General features: G+C 61.3%; 10 protein-coding genes. 7 read left to right on the plus strand and 3 right to left on the minus strand.

Going from position 1 to position 21,197, the window contains the following annotated elements; genetic code table 11:
- The first annotated feature begins 1 nt into the window (after nt 1).
- The 7 genes from treZ (at nt 2) to KW839_RS01280 (ending at nt 13,197) form a co-directional block, all read left to right on the plus strand.
- Nucleotides 2–1,798, plus strand: coding sequence for a malto-oligosyltrehalose trehalohydrolase (gene treZ, locus KW839_RS01250; RefSeq protein ID WP_218423131.1), 1,797 nt, complete (start codon nt 2–4; stop codon nt 1,796–1,798).
- Nucleotides 1,795–3,876: a 4-alpha-glucanotransferase gene (malQ, locus tag KW839_RS01255; protein ID WP_218423132.1), complete on the plus strand. Its 2,082-nt coding sequence runs from the start codon at nt 1,795–1,797 to the stop codon at nt 3,874–3,876. Before treZ ends, malQ begins: the two co-directional genes overlap by 4 nt.
- Nucleotides 3,873–6,668, plus strand: a complete 2,796-nt coding sequence (locus tag KW839_RS01260) for a malto-oligosyltrehalose synthase (protein ID WP_218423133.1) — start codon at nt 3,873–3,875, stop codon at nt 6,666–6,668. Before malQ ends, KW839_RS01260 begins: the two co-directional genes overlap by 4 nt.
- Before the next feature lie 21 nt (nt 6,669–6,689).
- A complete protein-coding gene (locus KW839_RS01265; RefSeq protein ID WP_218423134.1) occupies nt 6,690–7,037 on the plus strand; it encodes a DUF2934 domain-containing protein in 348 nt (115 codons plus the stop codon).
- Nucleotides 7,038–7,127: 90 nt separating this feature from the next.
- Complete coding sequence (gene glgX / locus KW839_RS01270) at nt 7,128–9,287, plus strand: glycogen debranching protein GlgX (protein ID WP_218423135.1); 2,160 nt, start codon at nt 7,128–7,130, stop codon at nt 9,285–9,287.
- 243 nt (nt 9,288–9,530) lie between these two features.
- Nucleotides 9,531–10,331 carry an endonuclease/exonuclease/phosphatase family protein gene (locus KW839_RS01275; protein WP_060542251.1) on the plus strand — a complete coding sequence of 267 codons (801 nt, stop codon included), beginning with the start codon at nt 9,531–9,533 and terminating at the stop codon, nt 10,329–10,331.
- Nucleotides 10,332–10,605: 274 nt separating this feature from the next.
- On the plus strand, nt 10,606–13,197 hold the full coding sequence (locus tag KW839_RS01280) for an autotransporter outer membrane beta-barrel domain-containing protein (RefSeq protein ID WP_218423136.1): 2,592 nt from the start codon (nt 10,606–10,608) through the stop codon (nt 13,195–13,197).
- A gap of 106 nt (nt 13,198–13,303) precedes the next feature.
- Here the strand turns inward: KW839_RS01280 and glgB are convergent, their stop codons facing one another.
- From glgB to KW839_RS01295, 3 genes are all read right to left on the minus strand, one after another.
- Entirely contained in the window at nt 13,304–15,535 is a 2,232-nt protein-coding gene (gene glgB, locus KW839_RS01285; protein WP_218423137.1) for a 1,4-alpha-glucan branching protein GlgB, read from the minus strand.
- 2 nt (nt 15,536–15,537) lie between these two features.
- Nucleotides 15,538–18,879 carry a maltose alpha-D-glucosyltransferase gene (treS, locus tag KW839_RS01290; RefSeq protein WP_218423138.1) on the minus strand — a complete coding sequence of 1,114 codons (3,342 nt, stop codon included), beginning with the start codon at nt 18,877–18,879 and terminating at the stop codon, nt 15,538–15,540.
- 153 nt (nt 18,880–19,032) lie between these two features.
- Nucleotides 19,033–21,027 carry an alpha-1,4-glucan--maltose-1-phosphate maltosyltransferase gene (locus KW839_RS01295; RefSeq protein ID WP_218423139.1) on the minus strand — a complete coding sequence of 665 codons (1,995 nt, stop codon included), beginning with the start codon at nt 21,025–21,027 and terminating at the stop codon, nt 19,033–19,035.
- Between the last annotated feature and the right edge of the window lie 170 nt (nt 21,028–21,197).

Raw genomic sequence — 21,197 nt, forward strand, 5'->3', positions numbered from 1 at the left:
GATGCCGTTACGGAGCTTTGAGACCTGGCCCCACGGCGCACTCATGCTGGACGATCAGCACACGCAATTTGCGTTGTGGGCGCCAGATGCGTTTTACGTCAGCGTCGAACTGGAAAATGGACGATCCGTGGCACTGCTGCCTCAGGACGATGGCTGGTTTGTCAGCGACGTCCGATGCCCGGCAGGCATGCGATATCGCTACTGCATCGACGGCGAACTGGAGGTCCCCGATCCGGCCTCCCGCGCCCAGGCCGGGGGTATCGACCAACCCAGTATCGTCGTCGATCCATTGGCTTATCAGTGGCGCCACAGCGGGTGGTATGGACGGCCCTGGCACGAAGCGGTGATCTACGAACTGCATGTGGGGGCGCTCGGTGGCTTCAGCGCGGTCGAGCAGCATTTGGCGCATCTGGTAGACCTGGGTATTACCGCGATCGAACTGATGCCGGTGGCGCAATTCCCCGGCGACCGCAACTGGGGCTATGACGGCGTCCTGGCCTTCGCGCCCCAGGCGTCTTATGGTTCTCCAGAACAGCTCAAGCATTTGATCGATACTGCCCACGGCTACGGCCTGGCGGTGATTCTCGACGTGGTCTACAACCACTTCGGGCCCGACGGCAATTACCTGCACCATTACGCCAAGGGCTTCTTCCGCGAAGACCGGCACACACCTTGGGGCGCGGCTATCGACTTGCGCCGCCGCGAGGTGCGCAACTTCTTTATCGAAAACGCCTTGATGTGGGTATTGGAATACCGCTTCGACGGCTTGCGCCTGGACGCGGTTCACGCCATAGAAGACCCGGACTTCCTCCAGGAACTGGCCGGACGGGTGCGCCGGCAGATCGCGCCGCAGCGGCATGTGTGGCTGATGGTGGAAAACGAACACAACCAGGCCAGCCTGCTCGAGCAAGGCTATGACGCCCAGTGGAACGACGACGGCCACAACGCCCTGCACGTGCTGCTGACCGGCGAAACCGACGCTTACTATGCCGATTATGCGCAAAACCCAACCGAACAACTGGCGCGCTGCCTGAATCAGGGCTTCGTGTTCCAGGGCCATATCAACCGCCACGGCGTCGCCCGCGGCGAGCCCAGCGGGCACTTGCCGCCGAGCGCCTTTATCCTGTTTCTGCAAAACCATGATCAGATTGGCAACCGCGCCTTTGGCGAGCGCCTGCATCAGTTGGCGCACCCGCAAGCGTTGCGGGCAGCCACCGCGCTGCTGATGTTGGCGCCGATGATTCCCTTGATGTTCATGGGCGACGAGTTCGCAGCCGAGCAGCCCTTCCTGTTTTTTACCAGCCACCACGGTGAACTGGCGCAGCTGGTACGCGATGGTCGGCGCAACGAGTTCGCCGCATTCAGCGCCTTTGCCGACCCGCAGCGGCGTGAGCAGATTCCCGACCCTAACGCCCAGGCAACCTTTGAAGCATCACGCCCTGGGCTGCCGGCGACCGGCCATGGGCCGATGCACGAACTGTATCGCCAGTTGTTGCAGCTGCGCCATCGCCACATCGTCCCGCGCTTGCCGGGTGCACAGGCGCTGCAATCCGCCGTATTGGGCCCGGGCGCCGTCAGCGCAACCTGGCGGCTGGGCGATGGCAGTCAGTTGCGAATTGACCTGAACCTCAGCGAGAAGGCCGTGGTCCACTCCCCACAGGCCGGTGCCGAGCTACTCTTCGAAGAGCCGCCGCAATCGGCCGGTCTGCTTGATCAGGGCACCCTTGCTGCGTATTGCGCGATCGTCAGCCTGACGATCGCAGCCCCTTTGCTACCCCTGGATGGAGAGCGCCCATGAGTGATGCGCAACTGGAAACACTGGCCAGCCGAGCCGGACTTGCGGTCGACTGGATCGACGCCAACGGACGGCCGCAAAAAGTCGCACCCTCGGTATTGCGCGCCGTTCTGACCGGGCTCGGCCACCCCGCCGGCAGCGCTCAGGAAATCGACGCCAGCCTGCTGGAGTTGCAGGCGGCGCAGCAGACTCTGCACCTGCCGCCACTGATTACCGCCGACTTTGGCGTTGGTCTGAACCTGGCGCGCTACTTTGCCCCGCACACCCCGTGTGAAATTCAGCTTGAGGATGGCGCGTGGCTGCACCTGAAACTGGACGCCAACGCGGTATTGCCCGGCCTGATTCCGGTCGGCTACCAGCACGTCAGGATCGACGGGCAATCCTTCACGCTGGCCGTCGCACCTGAGCGTTGTTTCAGTGTGGGCGATGCCGTGGACAGCCCGATTCCCCGCGCCTGGGGCCTGAGCGTGCAGCTGTACGCCTTGCGCCGCCCCGGTGATGGCGGTTTCGGCGATACCCAGGCCCTGGAAGACCTGGCCCGGGTGGCCGGCGAACGCGGCGCCGAGGCATTGGCGATCAGCCCGTTGCACGCGATGTTTTCCAGCGACACCCGGCGCTACAGCCCCTACTCACCGTCCAGCCGCTTGTTTCTCAATAGCCTGTACTGCGCACCGGGGGCGATTCTTGGCGAGCGCGCGATGCGCAGCGCCATAGATGCTACCGGTCTGGCGGCCGAGTTGAAGGATCTGGAACAACGTCCACTGATCGACTGGCCGGCCGCTGCCGAAGCCAAGCATCGACTGTTGCAGGCGCTGTACGAAGGCTTTGTCCAGGGCGAACACCCATTGCACCCGGACTTCAGCAGCTTCCGTCATGCCGGCGGCGAAGCCCTGGAGAACCACTGCCGCTTCGAAGCCATCCAGGAAACCCGCGCGGCGCGCGGAGAGAGCCTCGACTGGCGGCAGTGGCCGGACCAGTGGCGCGACCCGCGCAGTGCCGCCCTCGCCGAATTCGCCGAAGAGAATGCCACGCGCATCGGTTTCCATGCGTTCTGCCAGTGGTTGATCACTCGCTGCCTGGAACGCGCGCAAACCGCCGCCCGCAGCAGCGGCATGAGCATCGGCCTGATCGCTGACCTCGCGGTGGGTGCCGATGGCGCCGGCAGCCAGGCCTGGAGCCGCCAGGACGAACTGCTCGCGTCCCTCACCGTGGGTGCGCCGCCGGACATACTCAACCGTAGCGGACAGGGCTGGGGGATTTCTGCGTTCGCGCCCGAAGGCCTCGTGCGTCACGGCTTCCGCGCTTTCATCGAGATGCTGCGGGCCAACTTCGCCCACTCCGGGGGCTTGCGCATTGACCATGTCATGGGGCTGCAACGGCTGTGGGTGATTCCCAACGGTTCGCCACCGGCCGACGGCGCCTACCTCTATTACCCGGTGGACGATCTGTTGCGCCTGCTGACGCTGGAGTCCCATCGCCATCAGGCCATCGTGCTCGGCGAAGACCTCGGCACCGTGCCCGAAGGCCTGCGGGAAAAACTCATCGCCCGTTCAATGCTCGGCATGCGCGTGTTGTTGTTCGAACAGGACAACACCCACTTCAAGCCAATCCTCGACTGGCCGGACAACGCCCTGGCGACCACCAGCACCCATGACCTGCCGACTCTGAACGGCTGGTGGCACGGTCGCGATATCGACTGGTACGCCCGCCTTGGCCTGGTCGATGCCAGCGGCGAAATCGAATGGCGACAACACCGCGAACGCGAGCGTGAAGGCCTGCGCCGGGCGTTGAGCCAGGACCCGCAGAATTTCCGTGAAGAGTCCCATGATGAAACCGATCAGGTCCTCGACGCCAGCGTAAGATTTCTCGGCCATACCCGGGCGCCTCTGGTGCTGCTGCCGCTCGAAGATGCCCTGGGCATCGAACAACAGGCCAACCTGCCGGGCACTGTCGATATCCACCCCAACTGGTCACGACGGCTATCGGGCGACAGTGAAGCACTGCTCGATGGTGTGGACGCCGCCCGGCGCCTGGAGCTGCTCGCCTGTGCGCGACTTCAAGCCGTCGAGCGTGATCGATGACCGAAGCGTTCAGCCCATCACTGCGGGCCACCCTGCGCCTGCAATTTCACAAGGACTTCACCCTGGATGATGCGGTACCGCTGGTGCCGTACTTCGCCCGCCTTGGCATCAGCCATGTCTATGCCTCGCCGCTGCTGAGCGCCCGCGCCGGCTCCATGCATGGTTACGACGTGGTCGACCCGACCACGATCAACCCGCAACTGGGCGGCGAAGAGGCGCTTGGGCGTCTGGTCAGCGCGCTGCGCAGGCACAACATGGGGTTGATCCTCGACATTGTCTCCAACCACATGGCGGTGGGCGGCGGCGATAACCCCTGGTGGCTCGACCTGCTGGAGTGGGGACGCCTGAGCCCCTACGGCGAGTTTTTCGATATCCAGTGGCACTCACCCGACCCGTTGATGGAAGGCCAACTGCTGCTGCCGTTCCTGGGTAGCGACTATGGCATCGCGCTGCAGGAAGGCACCCTGCCCTTGCGTTTCGATGCTCAGCTGGGCGCGTTTCATGTCGAGCACTATGAACATCGTTTCCCGATTTGCCCCAGTGATTATGGCGAACTGCTCAAGATTGACGCACCGCTCAACGTACTGCACGGCGAACAACTCAAAGCCCTGGCTGATCGCTTCAGTACCCTGAGCTATCAGACTGACGCGCACAGCCTGGCACAACCACTTAAAGCGCAGCTGCGTGAACTCGCCAGCGATCCGGCCATTGCCTCTGCCATTGAGCGGCACCTGAACAACTACGACTCGCTAACTGCCGAAGGTTTTCCACGCCTGCATAATCTGCTGGAGCGCCAGAGTTATCGCCTGGCCAGTTGGCGCACGGCGGCGGACGACATCAACTGGCGACGCTTCTTCGATGTCAACGAATTGGGCGGATTGCGCGTGGAGCGCCCGGCGGTGTTCGAAGCGACCCATGCCAGGATCTTCCAGCTGGTGGCCGAAGGACTGGTCGACGGTTTGCGCATCGACCACATCGACGGTCTCGCCGACCCGCGCGGTTATTGCCGCAAGTTAAGGCGCCGGGTCGATAGCCTGACGCCCGGTCGGCACCTGCCCATCTTCGTCGAAAAGATCCTCGGCGAAGGCGAAACCCTGCACCGCGACTGGTCGGTTGACGGCAGCACTGGTTACGAATTCATGAACCAGGTGTCGTTGCTGCAACACGACCCCGAGGGCGCGCAGGTGCTGGGTGCGCTGTGGCAGCACCACAGTCAGCGGCCCGCCGACTTCACACAGGAAGCCCAACTGGCACGCCAGCAAATCCTCAACGGCTCCCTGGCCGGCGACTTCGAAAGTGTTGCCCAGGCGTTGTTGCAGGTGGCCCGGGATGACCTGATGACCCGCGATTTGACCCTGGGTGCGATTCGCCGGGCACTGCAAGCGTTGATCGTGCATTTCCCGGTGTACCGCACTTACATCAGCCCCTTGGGCCGCTCGCCCCAGGACGAAGGATTTTTCCAGCAGGCCATGGACGGTGCACGGCAGATCCTGGGCGAAGCCGACTGGCCGGTGCTCGATTGCCTGGCCAACTGGCTCGGTGGCGAACCCTGGCGTCAATGCGCTGCGGGACGCCAGCGCAAGCGCCTGAAACATGCCTGCGTGCGCTTTCAACAGTTGACCTCTCCGGCAGCGGCCAAGGCGGTGGAAGACACTGCGTTTTATCGCTCGGCCGTGTTGCTGTCACGCAACGACGTTGGGTTCAGCACCGAGCAGTTCAGCACCCCGGTGGCGGACTTCCATCGGGCCTGCCTCGATCGTCTTGCAAGCTTCCCGGACAACTTGCTCGCCACCGCCACCCACGACCACAAACGTGGCGAAGACACGCGCGCACGGCTGGCGGTGCTGAGCGAACGCAGTGCCTGGTATGCCGATCAGGTCGAGCTGTGGCGCGCCCTTGCCCGCCCATTGCGCAATGACGAGCAAATGCCGTCGGCCGGCGATGAGTTGATTCTCTATCAAGCCCTGCTCGGCAGCTGGCCGTTGACACTGAAAGTCGACGATCAGACGGCCTTGCAGGAGTACGCCAAACGCCTCTGGCAATGGCAACGCAAAGCCCTGCGCGAAGCCAAACTGCAAAGCAGCTGGAGTGCCCCCAATGAAGCCTACGAGCAGGCAACCGAGGACTTTATCCAGCGCCTGCTACTGAGCCCCGAGGGTGACCTGCTGCGCACTGCCATCGCCAAGGCGGTGCGTGCGATCGCCGCGCCAGGCGCGCTCAACGGGTTGGCGCAAACCTTGCTGCGAATGACCGTGCCGGGGGTACCGGACCTGTATCAAGGCAATGACTTCTGGGACTTCAGCCTGGTCGATCCGGACAATCGCCGGGCAGTGGATTACGCCAGTCGTGAACAGGCCCTGCAGCAGGCGGTTGAACTGCCTGACCTGTTGGCGAACTGGCACGACGGGCGCATCAAGCAAATCTTGATCGCCCGCACCCTGAACCTGCGTGCCGCGAACGCCGGGCTGTTCAGGCATGGCACTTATCGGGCCCTGGAAGTGCTCGGCAGCCAGGCCCATCGAGTACTGGGTTTTGTACGGGAATACGAGGCAAAGCGTGCCATCGTCCTTGTGCCGATACGCTGCGCCGGACTGCTGGAAAACAGTGCCGGGCCACAGGTTGGCGCGCCGCTGTGGGGCGATACCCGGGTCATATTGCCGTTCACCCGGCCTGGGGAAAATCTGAAGGGATTTTTTTCAGACGTTGCAGTCACAGAACACAGGGAGCTGATGATCAGCGCCGCGCTGGGGGACTTCCCGGTCAATCTCATTATCCAAACTACCCACACTTGAGTTCAGTTCAGGAGCATTGCGATGAGTACCGACGATAAACGCATCCGCGAATTCGCTTATCAGATCTGGGAATCGGAAGGCAAACCCGAAGGCCAGGAAGCCCGCCACTGGGAGATGGCGTGCAAACTGGCGGAAGCCGAAGCCCTTGCACCGAGCAAATCGCCAAAGGCCACGACCGTCAAGGGCACCGCTGCCAAACCCGCAGCGGGCAAGTCCAACAGCAAGCTCAACGGCAAGCTTGACGGCACCCCCGCCGCGTCCACCGCCAAGGCCAAAGCCAAACCGGCTGCGGCTTCGAAAGTGATTCCACCGGGGGAAAAAGTGGCAGAGAAAAAGCCCCGCACCGCGAAAAAGCCTCCGGCGTCCTGACGCTTCAGCGGATTGTCTTGACTGTATTCATGGCGCGTTCAAGCGCCAGCGTGGGCCCGTGCGCCCGAATAAATACTGCTGGGAGCACTTATGACCCATCCAAAAAAAACCGCACCCGCGCCTAAATCCGAACCCTCGCGAATCCGCGAGGGCCTGCCATTCCCGCTAGGGGCGACCTGGGATGGTCTGGGCGTCAATTTCGCGCTGTTTTCCGCCCACGCCACCAAGGTCGAACTCTGCGTGTTCGACGACACCGGCGAGGTGGAACTCGAGCGCATCGAACTGCCCGAATACACCGACGAGATTTATCACGGTTATCTTCCCGACGCCCATCCGGGGTTGATCTACGGCTATCGGGTCTACGGCCCGTATGACCCGGCCAACGGCCATCGCTTCAATCATAACAAGCTGCTGATCGACCCCTACGCCAAGCAACTGGTGGGCAAGTTGAAGTGGTCCGAAGCCTTGTTCGGCTACACCATCGGCCACCCCGATGCCGACCTCAGTTTCGATGAGCGCGACAGTGCCCCGTTCGTGCCCAAATGCAAGGTGATCGACCCGGCGCACACCTGGGGCCACGACCATCGTGTCAGCGTGCCCTGGGACAAAACCATCATCTATGAAACCCACGTGCGCGGCTTCACCATGCGCCATCCTTCTGTCCCCGAAAACGTGCGTGGCACCTTTGCCGGGTTGATGGTCGAGGATGTGGTAGAGCATATCCGCAAGCTGGGGGTGTCGACCGTGGAGCTGCTGCCGATCCACGCCTTCGTCAACGATCAGCATCTGCTGCACAAGGGCATGACCAATTACTGGGGCTACAACAGCATCGCCTTCTTCGCCCCCGACCCGCGCTACCTGGCCAGCGGCAAGATTGCCGAGTTCAAGGAAATGGTTGCGCACCTGCACGAAGCCAATCTGGAAGTTATCCTGGATGTGGTCTACAACCACACCGCCGAGGGCAACGAACAAGGCCCGACCCTGTCCATGCGTGGCATCGACAATGCTTCGTACTACCGCCTGATGCCCGACGACAAACGCTTCTACATCAACGATTCCGGGACCGGCAACACCCTGGACCTGAGCCACCCGTGCGTGCTGCAAATGGTCACCGATTCGCTGCGCTACTGGGCCACGGAAATGCACGTGGACGGTTTTCGTTTCGACCTGGCGACGATTCTGGGGCGCTATCACGACGGTTTCGATGAACGCCACAGCTTCCTCGTCGCCTGCCGCCAGGACCCGGTGCTGCGCCAGGTAAAAATGATCGCAGAACCTTGGGATTGCGGCCCTGGCGGTTATCAGGTCGGTGGTTTTCCGCCGGGCTGGGTTGAATGGAACGACAAATTTCGCGACACCGTGCGCGCGTTCTGGAAAGGCGACGACGGCCAACTGGCGGACTTCGCCAGCCGCATGACCGCCTCCGGCGAGATGTTCAACCAACGGGGTCGGCGTCCCTATTCATCGATGAACTTCGTCACCGCCCATGACGGTTTCACCCTCAACGACCTGGTGTCGTACAACGACAAGCACAACGAAGCCAACGACGAAAACAATCAGGACGGCAGCAACAATAACCTGTCGTGGAACCACGGCGTCGAAGGCCCCACAGACGACCCCGAGATCAACGCGCTGCGTCACCGCCAGATGCGCAACTTCTTCGCGACCCTTCTGCTGGCACAGGGCACACCGATGCTGGTGGCCGGCGATGAGTTCGCCCGCACCCAGGATGGCAACAACAATGCCTATTGCCAGGACAGCGAAATCGGTTGGGTCAACTGGGACCTCAGCGAAGATGGCAAGGCCCTGCTCAAGTTCGTCAAACGCCTGATCAAACTGCGCCTGACCTATCCGATCCTGCGACGCGGGCGCTTTCTGGTAGGCAATTACAACGAGGACATTGGCGTCAAGGACGTGACATGGCTGGCGGCGGACGGCAGCGAAATGACCACCGAACACTGGCATGACGCGCACAATCGCTGCCTGGGCATGCTGCTCGACGGCCGCGCGCAGGAAACCGGTATCCGCCGCAAAGGTGGCGACGCCACGCTGATGCTGGTGGTCAACGCCCACCACGACGTAGTCAACTTCGAGCTGCCGCAAGTGCCGGATGGCGGGTTCTGGACATGCATGATCGACACCCATCAACCGTCGATCCGCGGCCAGGAACGCTTCGAGTTCGGTCACCAATACTCGGTCACTGGCCGGTCATTGCTGCTGTTCGAATTACAGCATGAGGAAGAGGAATAAACAGGGCTCTTCAACCAATCACAGTGCCTGTAGGAGCCGGCTTGCTGGCGATGCGGTCTTGAACTTTGTGTTGCCCGTTCGGGCGTCATCGCTGGCAAGCCTGCTCCTGCAAGTCTTGTGTCGTGTGATGTGGCATCTGTGTGGACCGGCTTGCGGCAACGCCTACACTTATCGAGACAAAACTGAACTGCCCACCGGGGCATCAGTCGCATGCATAGGCAAGCGTGAAACAGAGGAGTGAATGTGGCCAGCAATTCGAAGTCTCAGGCGGCCGAGGCCGCGCCATTGAACTCCCCGCCAGCGGTTCACCTGCTACGCGTTCTGACGGTCAATACCCACAAAGGCTTCACTGCGTTCAACCGCCGCTTCATCCTTCCGGAGCTGCGGGAAGCGGTGCGCAGTACCTCGGCCGATCTGGTGTTTCTGCAGGAAGTCGTCGGCGAACATGAGCGCCACTCTTCGCGCTACGACGATTGGCCGCAAACCTCGCAATACGAGTTCCTCGCCGACAGCATGTGGAGCGATTTCGCCTATGGCCGCAACGCCGTCTACCCGGACGGTCATCATGGTAACGCGCTGTTGTCGAAATACCCGATCCGCGAATACCGCAACCTCGACGTCTCCATTACCGGCCCGGAACGCCGGGGCCTGCTGCACTGCGTGCTGGATGTACCGGGTCACGCAGAGGTCCATGCGATCTGCGTGCACCTGAGCCTGCTTGAGAGCCATCGCCAGTTGCAGCTGCAGTTGCTCTGTCAACTGCTGGAATCCTTGCCCGATGACGCACCGGTGATCATTGCCGGTGATTTCAACGACTGGAAACTGCAAGGTAACGCCGCCCTCGCCCGCCGCGATTACCTGCACGAAGCCTTCGAGCGTCATCATGGGCGCCCCGCCAAAACCTATCCCGCGCGCTTTCCGCTGTTGCGTCTGGACCGGATTTACCTGCGCAACGCCCGCAGTCATGCCCCGCAAATCCTCGGAAACAAGCCGTGGACGCACCTGTCTGACCATTTGCCCCTGACGGTGGAAGTTCATCTCTGATCGAATATCAATCGACTGTTTCAGGCGCACCTCCCACACCCGACCTGTAATTTCTGACAGTTGTTGAACCCTGCTCAAGTTGCTACGTTGGTTTCGAGCCTGAATCGACTATCGAAAAAGGCTTGCGACTCACTTGTAGCCTGCGTTGCTGAAGTTTGTTGTCCGGGTTCATGTTGTCCCGTTGATGTTGTCTCGCAACTGGTGCTGCCGAGGGCGGCCGCTCACTCTCGCCAAGATGACGGAAAGCGGCGCCGAACCATTCGCGGAGACAAACATGGAAATTTCGTCCGACCTGCCCAAGTACCGCTACATCACCTGCCTGTTTTCAATCTGGTTATGTGCCAGCTGGTCTCAGCCAAGCCAGGCGGCCTGTACCCTCACCCCCGGCGCCGGCAATGACAGTTTCACCTGTGACAGCGGCACCAGCGGGCCGCTCACCGATCTGTTCGGCAATAACAGCCTGACCCTCACAGGCACCGGCACCATCAATGGCAATGTAGCCTTCGGTGCCGGCGCCGACCGCGTGACCATCGGCTCGGGCACTCTGGATGGCACCCTCGATCAGGGTGACGGCAACGACACTCTCACCATCGACGGCGGGCAGGTCACCGGGGCGGTCAATCAGGGCAATGGCGTCGACGATTTCGTCATGAACGGCGGCACCATCAAGTCCCTGGCCCAGGGAGACGGTCGCGATACCTTCCAGATGACTGGTGGCACTATCGTTGGCGCCTTCGAGGACGGCGACGTCGCTCAAATGACCGGCGGCAGCATTGGTCGGGTCGACATGAAACTCGACAACAATATTTTCGACCTCAAAGCCGGGCGGATCCTCGGCAACCTGGTCACCGGTTTCGGCACCGACACCATTATCATTTCCGGGGGCCAGATTGGTGGCAATGTCAGTGTCAGCGGTGGCAATGACAGCATCACCGTGACTGGCGGCGAAATCGCCGGCGAGATCCGTGCCAGCGCCGGCGATGACACCCTGGTGTGGAGCGGTGACGGGACCATCCTCTCCGCCATCCTCATGGGTGCGGGTAATGATCGCGCAACCCTGAGCCATCTCGACAACAGCGTCCTGGCCCACACGCCAAGCGTCGATGGTGGCAGCGACAACGACCAGTTGACCTTCGACAATACGACCTCCTCCGGCGTCGAGCGCTACATCAACTGGGAAACGGTCAATCTCAACAACGGCTCGCACCTGGACCTCGACGGGGCCTTGCAACTGGGTGACAACAGCAGCGGCACCGGTGTACTCAACATTGACGGCAGTAGTACGCTGACGTCCGCCAACGGCAGTCTGACTCCGTTCACTGCCGGACAGCTCGCCACCTTGAACAACGGCGGGACCATCGACCTCGCCAGAGCCACCTCCGGCACCAGCGACACCTTCACCGTTCACGGCAATTACGTGGGCAACAATGGCAAGTTGCTCCTGCAAGCCAGCTTGGGCGATGACAGCTCTCCGAGCGACAAGCTGGTGGTCAGCGACGGGACATTGACCGGCAACACCCTGATTACCGTGAACAACGTCGGAGGTCTGGGGGCCCTGACCCAGCAAAACGGCATACAGGTAGTAGAGGCGCAGGGCCAGGCCGTGAGCGACAGTAAGGCCTTCGCGCTCAAAGGCCCGCTGTCGGTGGGAGCCTACCAGTACTACCTGTTCAAGGGCGGCGTGACCGCCGGCAGCGAAAACAGCTGGTACCTGCGCTCCTCCGTGGTCGCGCCACCCGTGGTCGCCGTGCCCAATCCGAACCCGGCATTGCCGCCGATCCTGGTACCGATAGTGACTGTCCCCGTGGCGGCGCCAATCGTGGTGGATACCGGAGGTACGGGAGATCAAGAGGCTATAGCCATTCAAGCGCCGGTGCTGCCTGCGGCGCAACCGGGTGCTGCGCCGATTCCCCTGTACCGACCGGAAGTCCCGGTCTGGTCGGTGATGCCGCCAGCCGCTGCACAACTGGCCCTCAACGCCCTCGGCACTTTCCATGACCGCCAGGGCGACCAGCGCCTGCTCACCGAAACCGGCGCCTTTAGTGCTGGTTGGGGCCGGATCTATGGCAAGAACCTTGACCAGACATGGGCCGGCACCGTCAACCCGCGAGTCGACGGATCGATCAAGGGCTTTCAGGTCGGTAACGATGTGTACAGTTCGCAATGGGCCGGCGGACAAACCCAGCGCAGCGGTGTTTTCGTCGGTCACAGCCGTCTCAAAGGCGACGTCTTTGGTTTCAACGAGGGTTTCGAAGGCAAGCATGCCGGCAAGATGGATCTTGAAGGCGACTACCTTGGTGGGTACTGGACCCTGATTGATCCTCGTGGTGCCTACCTGGACCTCGTGGCGATGTACACCTGGCTCGACGGCGACAATCGCTCCGAGCGCGGCCTGAAGATCGACAACGAAGGCAAGGTGGTAACGCTTTCAGCAGAAGCCGGTCACCCATTCCCGGTGGCCGCCAACTGGGTAGTCGAACCCCAGGTGCAGGCGATCTATCAGAAGGTCGAGCTCGACAGCCAGGACGATGGCATTTCCCATGTCTCGTTCGACTCCGACAGCGCTTGGACCGGACGTGTCGGCGCGCGCCTGAAGGGGCGTTACGAAGTCAGTGGCCGGCCGGTGGAACCCTATCTGCGCGCCAATCTCTGGCACACTTTTTCCGCAACCGATACCACCACATTTGATCACCGGGACAAGATCGACAGCCAACAACGCAGCTCATCGGCCGATCTCGGCGCCGGTGTGGTAGTGCGTCTTTCGGATGCGGTCAGCCTGTACACAGGTCTCGACTACACCAGTAATATCGACAGCAACCAGCAGCGTGGAACGTTCGTCAACATGGGCCTCAGGGGCCGCTGGTAATGCTGATGAAAAGCTCTGGCGCGCGGCTTGTGTGACCGTCGGCTTGCTGCTGCGCCGCTCCTGCAAAGACCCGATGGTCCCTGTAGGAGCGGCGGTGCGGCCCGGTTCAACCCTGCGGGTGCAAAATCAACACGGCCAACGGTGGCAGGTTCAGCACCAGCGACATCGCCTGCCCATGACTGGCAATGGCCTCGGTGGAGGTGCCGCCACTGTTGCCATAATTGGAGCCGGCATAGGTGGCCGAATCACTGTTGAGCAACTCCTTCCAGTGCCCGGCAAGCGGTACGCCAACGCGATAAGCCTCTCGCGGCACCGGCGTGAAGTTCGCCACCACCAGCACCGGCTCGCCCTCTTTGCTCCAGCGCAGCCAGGCATAAACGCTGTTGATCGCATCGTCACCGATCAACCACTGGAAGCCTTGTGGCACATCATCCTGCTCATGCAGCGCCGGTACTTCGCGGTACAGACGGTTGAGGTCACCGACCAGTTTCTGCACGCCCTTGTGCTCTGGATACTGCAGCAAATACCAGTCCAGCTGTTGATCGTGATTCCACTCTCGCCATTGGCCGAACTCGCAGCCCATGAACAGCAGCTTCTTGCCCGGATGGGTCCACATGAAACTCAGGTAGGCGCGCAAGTTGGCAAATTTCTGCCAGCGGTCGCCGGGCATCTTGTCGATCAGCGAGTGCTTGCCGTGCACCACCTCATCGTGGGAAATCGGCAGGATGAAACGCTCGGACCAGGCATACACCAGTCCGAAACTCAGTTCGTTGTGGTGATGGGCGCGATACATGGGGTCCTGCTGGATGTAATGCAGCGAATCGTGCATCCAGCCCATGTTCCATTTGTAGGCAAAGCCCAAGCCGCCCTGCTGGGTGCTCTGGCTCACGCCCGGCCATGCCGTGGACTCTTCGGCGATCACCAGCGCGCCCGGCGCCTCCAGGGCCACCACGTCGTTGAGGTGGCGCAGGAAGTCGATGGCTTCCAGGTTCTCCCTGCCGCCATGCCGATTCGGCACCCACTCGCCGGCCTTGCGCGAGTAGTCGCGGTACAGCATCGACGCCACCGCATCGACCCGCAGGCCATCGATGTGGAAATGTTTGAGCCAGTGCAACGCCGACGCCAGCATGTAGCCGTGTACTTCGGTGCGCCCCAGATTGTAGATCAGCGTGTCCCAGTCTTGATGGAAGCCTTCCTGGGGATTGCCATACTCGTACAGCGCGGTGCCGTCGAACTGCGCCAGGCCGTGGGTATCCGTCGGAAAATGCGCCGGCACCCAATCAAGAATCACGCCGATTTCAGCCTGATGGCAAGCGTTGACGAATGCGCCAAACTGGTCCGGCGAGCCATAGCGCGCACTCGGGGCGAATTGCGACAGCAACTGGTAACCCCAGGACCCGCCGAACGGATGCTCCATGATCGGCATCAGTTCGATGTGGGTAAAACCCAGGTCCTTGACGTACGGGATCAGCCGTTCGGCGAGTTCTGGCCAGCTGTACTGGCGGGCAACTTCACCCAGATCGTCCAGCTCGCATTGCCAGGAGCCTGCATGTAATTCATAGATCGACAGCGGCGCGCTCGAGCACTGACGTTCGCCCCGGGACTGCATCCACGCCTGGTCCTGCCAGTCGACTTGCAGCGGCGACGCGACTTTCGACGCGGTATCCGGAGGCAAAGAAGTGGCTAGCGCCACCGGGTCGGCCTTCAGCGGCAGAATGCCGTGGGCGCCAAGAATTTCATACTTGTATGCCTCGCCGGCCTGCAGGCGCGGGATGAACAACTCCCAGACCCCGGCTGGATGACGCAGGCGCATCGGATGACGGCGTCCGTCCCAGACATTGAAGTCGCCGACCACTGACACCCGCCGTGCATTGGGTGCCCACACTGCGAAACGCACGCCATCGACGCCATCCACGTTTTTGAGCTGGGCACCGAGGCACGAACTCAAGTCGCGGTGATTGCCTTCGGCGAACAGATACATATCCATTTCGCCCAGCAGCGGCCCGAAGCTATACGGGTCCTCGGCCAGTTGCTCACCACCGGCCCAACGGGCGCGCAGCAAATACGGCTGCGCCCGGTCGAAATGGCCGACAAACAATCCCGGTGTCTGCGTGTCCTCAAGGTCGCCGAGTTCTTCGCCGGAGTCCCTGGCGACAACCTGCACACTCAGGGCACCCGGCAGATAAGCCCGGATAAATTGCCCACCAGCGCCGTCGTCGTGGGGGCCGAGGATGGCAAAGGGATCTGTATGTTCGGCGCGCACCAGCGCATCGATATCACGCGCCTTGGGTAGCAGCGCTTCCTTGTGCTGACCCTGTTCCTTGTTCGTGACACTCATGACTACTCTCCACCAAGACCGGAAAAGGGTTCAAGTCCACTTAATAATCCATATAAACCGTGCAAGGGCACGGGCAGCCAGGTGGGGCGATTTTCCGCCTCATAGGCCACTTCATACGCCGCCTTCTCCAGACCGAACAACGCCAGCGCGGCATCTTCGCCTCCACGATCTTGCCACGCATGGTCAAGGCTGGCTGCCGCCAGCCGATAAGCGTCGACAAATGCCTGTCGCGCTTCACTCAGATAACGATCGGTGACCCGCAAGCGGGCGGCGTCGGCCAACGCCGTGTTGTCGACGTTATGCACGTTGATCGCCATGGCCGCAGCGTAGTCGAAGGAGCGCAGCACGCCGCTGACATCTTTGTACGGGCTGTGTTTGCCCCGCCGTTCGTGCAACGGCCGTGCAGGCTCGCCTTCGAAGTCGATGAGGTAGGCATCGCCCTTGATCACCAGCACCTGGCCCAGATGCAGGTCGCCGTGCACCCGAATCCTCAAGCCACCGACGGTGTGTTTTCCCAGTTCCAGGACGTGGGCGAGGATGGCTTTTTTATTGTCCAGCAACTGGCTGACCAGAGTCCTGTCCCCCGGGTTCAGTTCGTGTTGATGCTGCTTGAGCAGTTTCAGCGCGTGTTCGATCTGTCCGGCGACGTCCTTGGCCGAGGCCAATGCTTCTTTGTGCGAAGTGACCTGCGGCGCGAAGTCCGGGTTGCCACTGCCGGAGGCCAGGACCTGATGCATTTCACCCAGGCGCTGCCCGAGCATGCCAGCGAAATCTTTCAGTTCACCCAGCGCGTTGTAGTGTTGCTCCTGTTCGGACATGGCATCGGCAAGCTCATCACGCAACGCCCGTTCGAGGTTGTTCTGCGTCCACTCCCAGGCATCGCCCTGATTATTCAGATAGCCCTGGGCAATCATCAGCAAATTGTCATCGCCTGCCGCGTCCCGACGCACCACAGCGCCCAGTAGCGGTGAGATATTGTGGAAGCCGGCTTCGGTCAGAAAAGCACTCATTTCCAGTTCAGGGTGCACGCCTGAGGCGACCTTGCGGATCAGCTTCAGCACCAGGCTGTTGCCGATCACCACCGAGCTGTTGGACTGCTCGGCGGACAGGTAGCGCACCGGCGACTCTGCGTTGAGCCCGAGTTTGTCCAGTTCAGCGGTGGCCACGAAACGAATGTCGCCATCGTTCGTTTGCAACACCGTACCGTTCTGGATGCCTTGGAGCACCGCGTGCACAAAGGTTTCCAGGCTGAACGCATCGGTGATCAAGCCGACCTGACGCCCGCGCCGGACCCGGGACAACGCCAGTTGCTGCGGCAGCGCGGCGCCGACCTGATCTTCCGGGAGGAAGCCGAACGGTAGTTGGTAGCGACTGGTCTGACCGCCACTGCTGACTTCGATTTCACTGAACAGCACCGGATGCTGCGCGTCACCGAAGCGCACGCCATAGGCCAGATCGACCCGATCGATGGCGGTGTCCTTGCCGGCGAACCAGCGGCGATTCTGCAGCCAGTTCGGCAGGATGCCCTGCTCCAGGGTGTCGCGAGATGGGCTTTCGAGCAATTCTTCCATGCGCTTTTTCAGCACCAGCGTGGTGAAGTCCGGCAGGCTTTGCGCCGGTTCCACGTGCCAGCTCGGCATCTGGTTTTCCGCCGCGAGACCGAACCAGTAGAAACCATAAGGCGCCAGGGTCAGGAGGAAATTCAATTGGCCGATGGGCGGGAACGCATTGCCACCGAGCATTTCCACCGGAACCATGCCGACGTAGGCCGACAGATCGAGCTCGGCGGCCTGGGCGCTGCGCGATACGTTGGCCACGCACAGAATGACCTCGGTTTTGCCGTCCGCGCCGGTGTACTCACGGGTATAGGCGAGGATTCTGCGGTTGCTCGGCGATAGCATCTTCAGAGTGCCACGGCCGAAGGCCTTCGATTGTTTACGCACGGCGAGCAGACGCCGGGTCCAGTTCAACAGCGAGTGAGGATCGCCGGCCTGGGTTTCGACGTTGACCGACAGGTAGCCGTATTGCGGGTCCATGATCGGCGGCAGCACCAGGCTGGCCGGGTCGGCGCGGGAGAAACCGCCATTGCGGTCGATCGACCATTGCATCGGCGTGCGCACACCGTCGCGGTCGCCGAGGTAGATGTTATCGCCCATGCCGATTTCATCGCCGTAATACAGGGTCGGCGTGCCGGGCATCGACAGCAGCAGGCTGTTGAGCAGTTCCACCCGACGCCGGTCGCGCTCCAGCAACGGCGCAAGTCTGCGGCGAATCCCCAGGTTGATCCGCGCACGGCGGTCCGCGGCGTAGTAATTCCACAGGTAATCGCGCTCTTTGTCGGTGACCATTTCCAGGGTCAGTTCATCATGATTGCGCAGGAAGATCGCCCACTGGCAATTGGCGGGAATATCCGGTGTCTGGCGCAGGATATCGGTGATCGGGAAGCGATCTTCCTGCGCCAGGGCCATGTACATGCGCGGCATCAACGGAAAATGAAAGGCCATGTGGCATTCGTCGCCATTCAAGCCCTTTTTATCGGTGTCGCCGAAGTACAGCTGGGTATCCTCGGGCCATTGGTTGGCCTCGGCCAGCAACATGCGGTCTGGGTAATTGGCGTCGATTTCAGCGCGGATCTGCTTCAGGACGACATGGGTTTCCGGCAGGTTCTCGTTGTTGGTGCCGTCGCGCTCAATCAGGTACGGGATGGCGTCCAGGCGCAGGCCGTCGATGCCCATGTCTAGCCAATAGCGCATGACCGACAGCACCGCTTTCATGACTTGCGGGTTATCGAAGTTCAGGTCCGGCTGGTGCGAGTAGAAACGATGCCAGAAGTATTGGCCGGCGACCGGGTCCCATGTCCAGTTGGACTTTTCGGTGTCGAGAAAGATGATGCGGGTGCCGTCGTATTTCTGGTCGTCATCGGACCAGACGTAGAAGTCCCGGGCGGCCGAACCCGGTTTGGCCTTGCGCGCACGCTGGAACCAGGGGTGCTGGTCGGAGGTGTGATTGATGACCAGCTCGGTGATCACCCGCAGCCCGCGTTTATGCGCCTCGGCGATGAAGCGCTTGGCATCGGCCATGGTCCCGTAGTCACTGTGCACGCCGCGATACTCGGCAATGTCATAGCCGTCATCGCGCCGTGGCGAGGGGTAGAATGGCAACAGCCAGATGGTGTTGACACCCAGATCGGCAATGTAATCAAGTTTGGCGATCAGGCCGGGAAAGTCGCCGATACCGTCGTTGTTTGAGTCGAAAAATGACTTGACGTGAACCTGGTAGATCACCGCATCCTTGTACCAGAGCGGATCCTTGATGAACGTGGCTGCCTTGGGTTTCTTCGCCATTTGAAACTCCTGCTGAATTCGGTAAGTCGCAGCGCCTGGCGCAACGATTTTCCTGTAGGAGCGGGCCTGCTCGCGATAGCGGTGGTTCAGGCAATATCCATGTTGAATATTTGATCGCTATCGCGAGCAGGCGCGCTCCCACAGGTTTGAGGTCTAGGCGGTAATCCTCCAGATTCCGAACGGCTGATAAGCCGGGTCGATCCGCATGAACTGGTACTTGCCATGCCAGGTCCAGCGATGGCCATTCATCAGGTCTTCGCCCTGGGTGCTGGCGTCGTCAGGCAAGCCCATTTCCCATAACGGCAACTCGAAGTTGGCTTCCTGCACGTTGTACGGGTCGAGGCTCACCGCCACTAAAATGAAATTGCTGCCATCGGCGCTGCGTTTGCCGAAATACAGAATGTTGTCGTTCCAGGCGTTGTAGACCTTCAAGCCCAGATGAGTGTGCAACGCCGGGTTCTGCCGGCGGATGCGATTGAGTTGGGCGATTTCGGCAATGATGTTGCCCGGAGCGTTGAAGTCCCGGGGGCGGATTTCGTACTTCTCCGAATCAAGGTATTCCTCCTTGCCCGGCACCGGCGCCGATTCGCACAGCTCGAAACCGGAGTACATGCCCCACAGCCCCGACCCCATGGTCGCCAGCGCCGCACGAATGAGAAAACCGGGACGCCCGGATTCGTGCAGGAACCCCGGGTTGATATCCGGCGTATTGACGAAAAAATTCGGCCGGTAGCATTCGCGCCACGGCGACGCGTTGAGCTCGGTGAAATAGGTCGCCAGTTCGGTCTTGGTGTTGCGCCAGGTGAAGTAGGTGTAGCTCTGGGAGTAACCGACCTTGCCGAGGCGCGCCATCATCGCCGGAGTGGTAAAGGCTTCGGCGAGGAAGATCACCTCGGGGTACAAAGCCCGCACATCGGCGATCAGCCATTGCCAAAACGGCAACGGCTTGGTGTGGGGGTTGTCGACGCGAAAAATCTTCACGCCCTCCAGCACCCAGCCGACCACGATGTCGCGCAGTTCAACCCACAGACTGGGAATCGCCTCGGCCGCATAAAAGTCGACGTTGACGATGTCCTGGTACTTCTTCGGCGGGTTCTCAGCGTATTTGATTGTGCCGTCGGGCCGCCAATTGAACCAACCGGGATGCTGCTTGAGCCAGGGGTGATCCTGGGAACACTGAATGGCAAAATCCAGGGCGATTTCCAGCCCATGGGCCGCGGCTGCCGCCACCAGGCGCCGGAAGTCTTCGCGGCTACCGAGTTGCGCATGAATCGCCTCGTGCCCACCCTCTTCGCTGCCAATGGCATAGGGGCTGCCCGGATCATCAGGGCCGGCGGTCAAGGAGTTGTTGGGGCCTTTGCGATAGCTGCGCCCGATAGGATGGATCGGCGGAAAATACAGCACATCGAAACCCATGTCCTGAATCATCGCCAGGCGCGAATGCACGTCATTGAAAGTGCCGTGTCGCGCCGGGTCATCGGTGATTGAGCGGGGGAACAACTCATACCAACTGGCGAACTCGGCCAATTGGCGCTCGACGTCCACCGGGAACTCGGGACTGAGGCTCAAATAAGCCCGGTGATCGGCCTGGGCCATCAGGTCTGCGCTACGCTGGTGCAAAAACAGGGCGACCTGCTCGGTTTCGAGCAGGCCGGACAATTCATGATGTAACGCTGCCAGTTGTTCGCTCAACTGCCCTTCAGCGCGTTCGGCGGCTTGTTGCACCTGTTGCCGGCCCTCCTGCAATTCCAGGCTGACCGGCACAGCGGCAGTGTGTTTTTTCTCCAACTCATAACGGAAACTGGCGAACTGGTCGATCCAGGCTTCGATGCAGTACAGATATCGGCCTTGGCTTTGGACCCTGAACTGCCCCTGCCAGCCATTGTTGCCCAGATCGCTCAGTCTTTCGCTGTGCCAGATTTCCTCGCCTTCGGCACGCCAGCGCACCCGCACCGCCAACTTGTCGTGGCCGTCGGCAAAGACCTTGGCCGTCACCACCACGTCCTGCCCAGCCACCGCCTTCACGGCAAACTGCCCGGCATCGAGGGTCGGCATGATGTTTTCAATGACAATGCGCGGTAACAACAGCGCCTGGGACAGCGGTATATGCGGGTTGTAGCTCAACTCATCAGGTTTTTCAGCCGTCATCGAGCATCTCTCCTGTACGCCCAAAGGACGCTCTTGTGTCTGGTCGTCAGTCCCCGCCGGAGTGCACCGTAATGGACTCACTTAGGTTCCGAGCGGCTGGCGCCGGGAAAAGTTCAGCGCAAATTGCCGGAATCAAATCCTTGCCGTTGTGGTCAACCAACTTAAGCACG

It is taken from the genome of Pseudomonas sp. PDM31 (genome assembly GCF_019218965.1).
Classification (GTDB): domain Bacteria; phylum Pseudomonadota; class Gammaproteobacteria; order Pseudomonadales; family Pseudomonadaceae; genus Aquipseudomonas.

Bases quoted from the DNA above. Each gene is read 5' to 3' on its own strand.
- treZ (WP_218423131.1), top strand. From the start codon at position 2: ATGCCGTTACGGAGCTTTGAGACCTGGCCCCACGGCGCACTCATGCTG.
- malQ (WP_218423132.1), top strand. From the start codon at position 1,795: ATGAGTGATGCGCAACTGGAAACACTGGCCAGCCGAGCCGGACTTGCG.
- KW839_RS01260 (WP_218423133.1), top strand. From the start codon at position 3,873: ATGACCGAAGCGTTCAGCCCATCACTGCGGGCCACCCTGCGCCTGCAA.
- KW839_RS01265 (WP_218423134.1), top strand. From the start codon at position 6,690: ATGAGTACCGACGATAAACGCATCCGCGAATTCGCTTATCAGATCTGG.
- glgX (WP_218423135.1), top strand. From the start codon at position 7,128: ATGACCCATCCAAAAAAAACCGCACCCGCGCCTAAATCCGAACCCTCG.
- KW839_RS01280 (WP_218423136.1), top strand. From the start codon at position 10,606: ATGGAAATTTCGTCCGACCTGCCCAAGTACCGCTACATCACCTGCCTG.
- glgB (WP_218423137.1), bottom strand. From the start codon at position 15,535: ATGAGTGTCACGAACAAGGAACAGGGTCAGCACAAGGAAGCGCTGCTA.
- treS (WP_218423138.1), bottom strand. From the start codon at position 18,879: ATGGCGAAGAAACCCAAGGCAGCCACGTTCATCAAGGATCCGCTCTGG.
- KW839_RS01295 (WP_218423139.1), bottom strand. From the start codon at position 21,027: ATGACGGCTGAAAAACCTGATGAGTTGAGCTACAACCCGCATATACCG.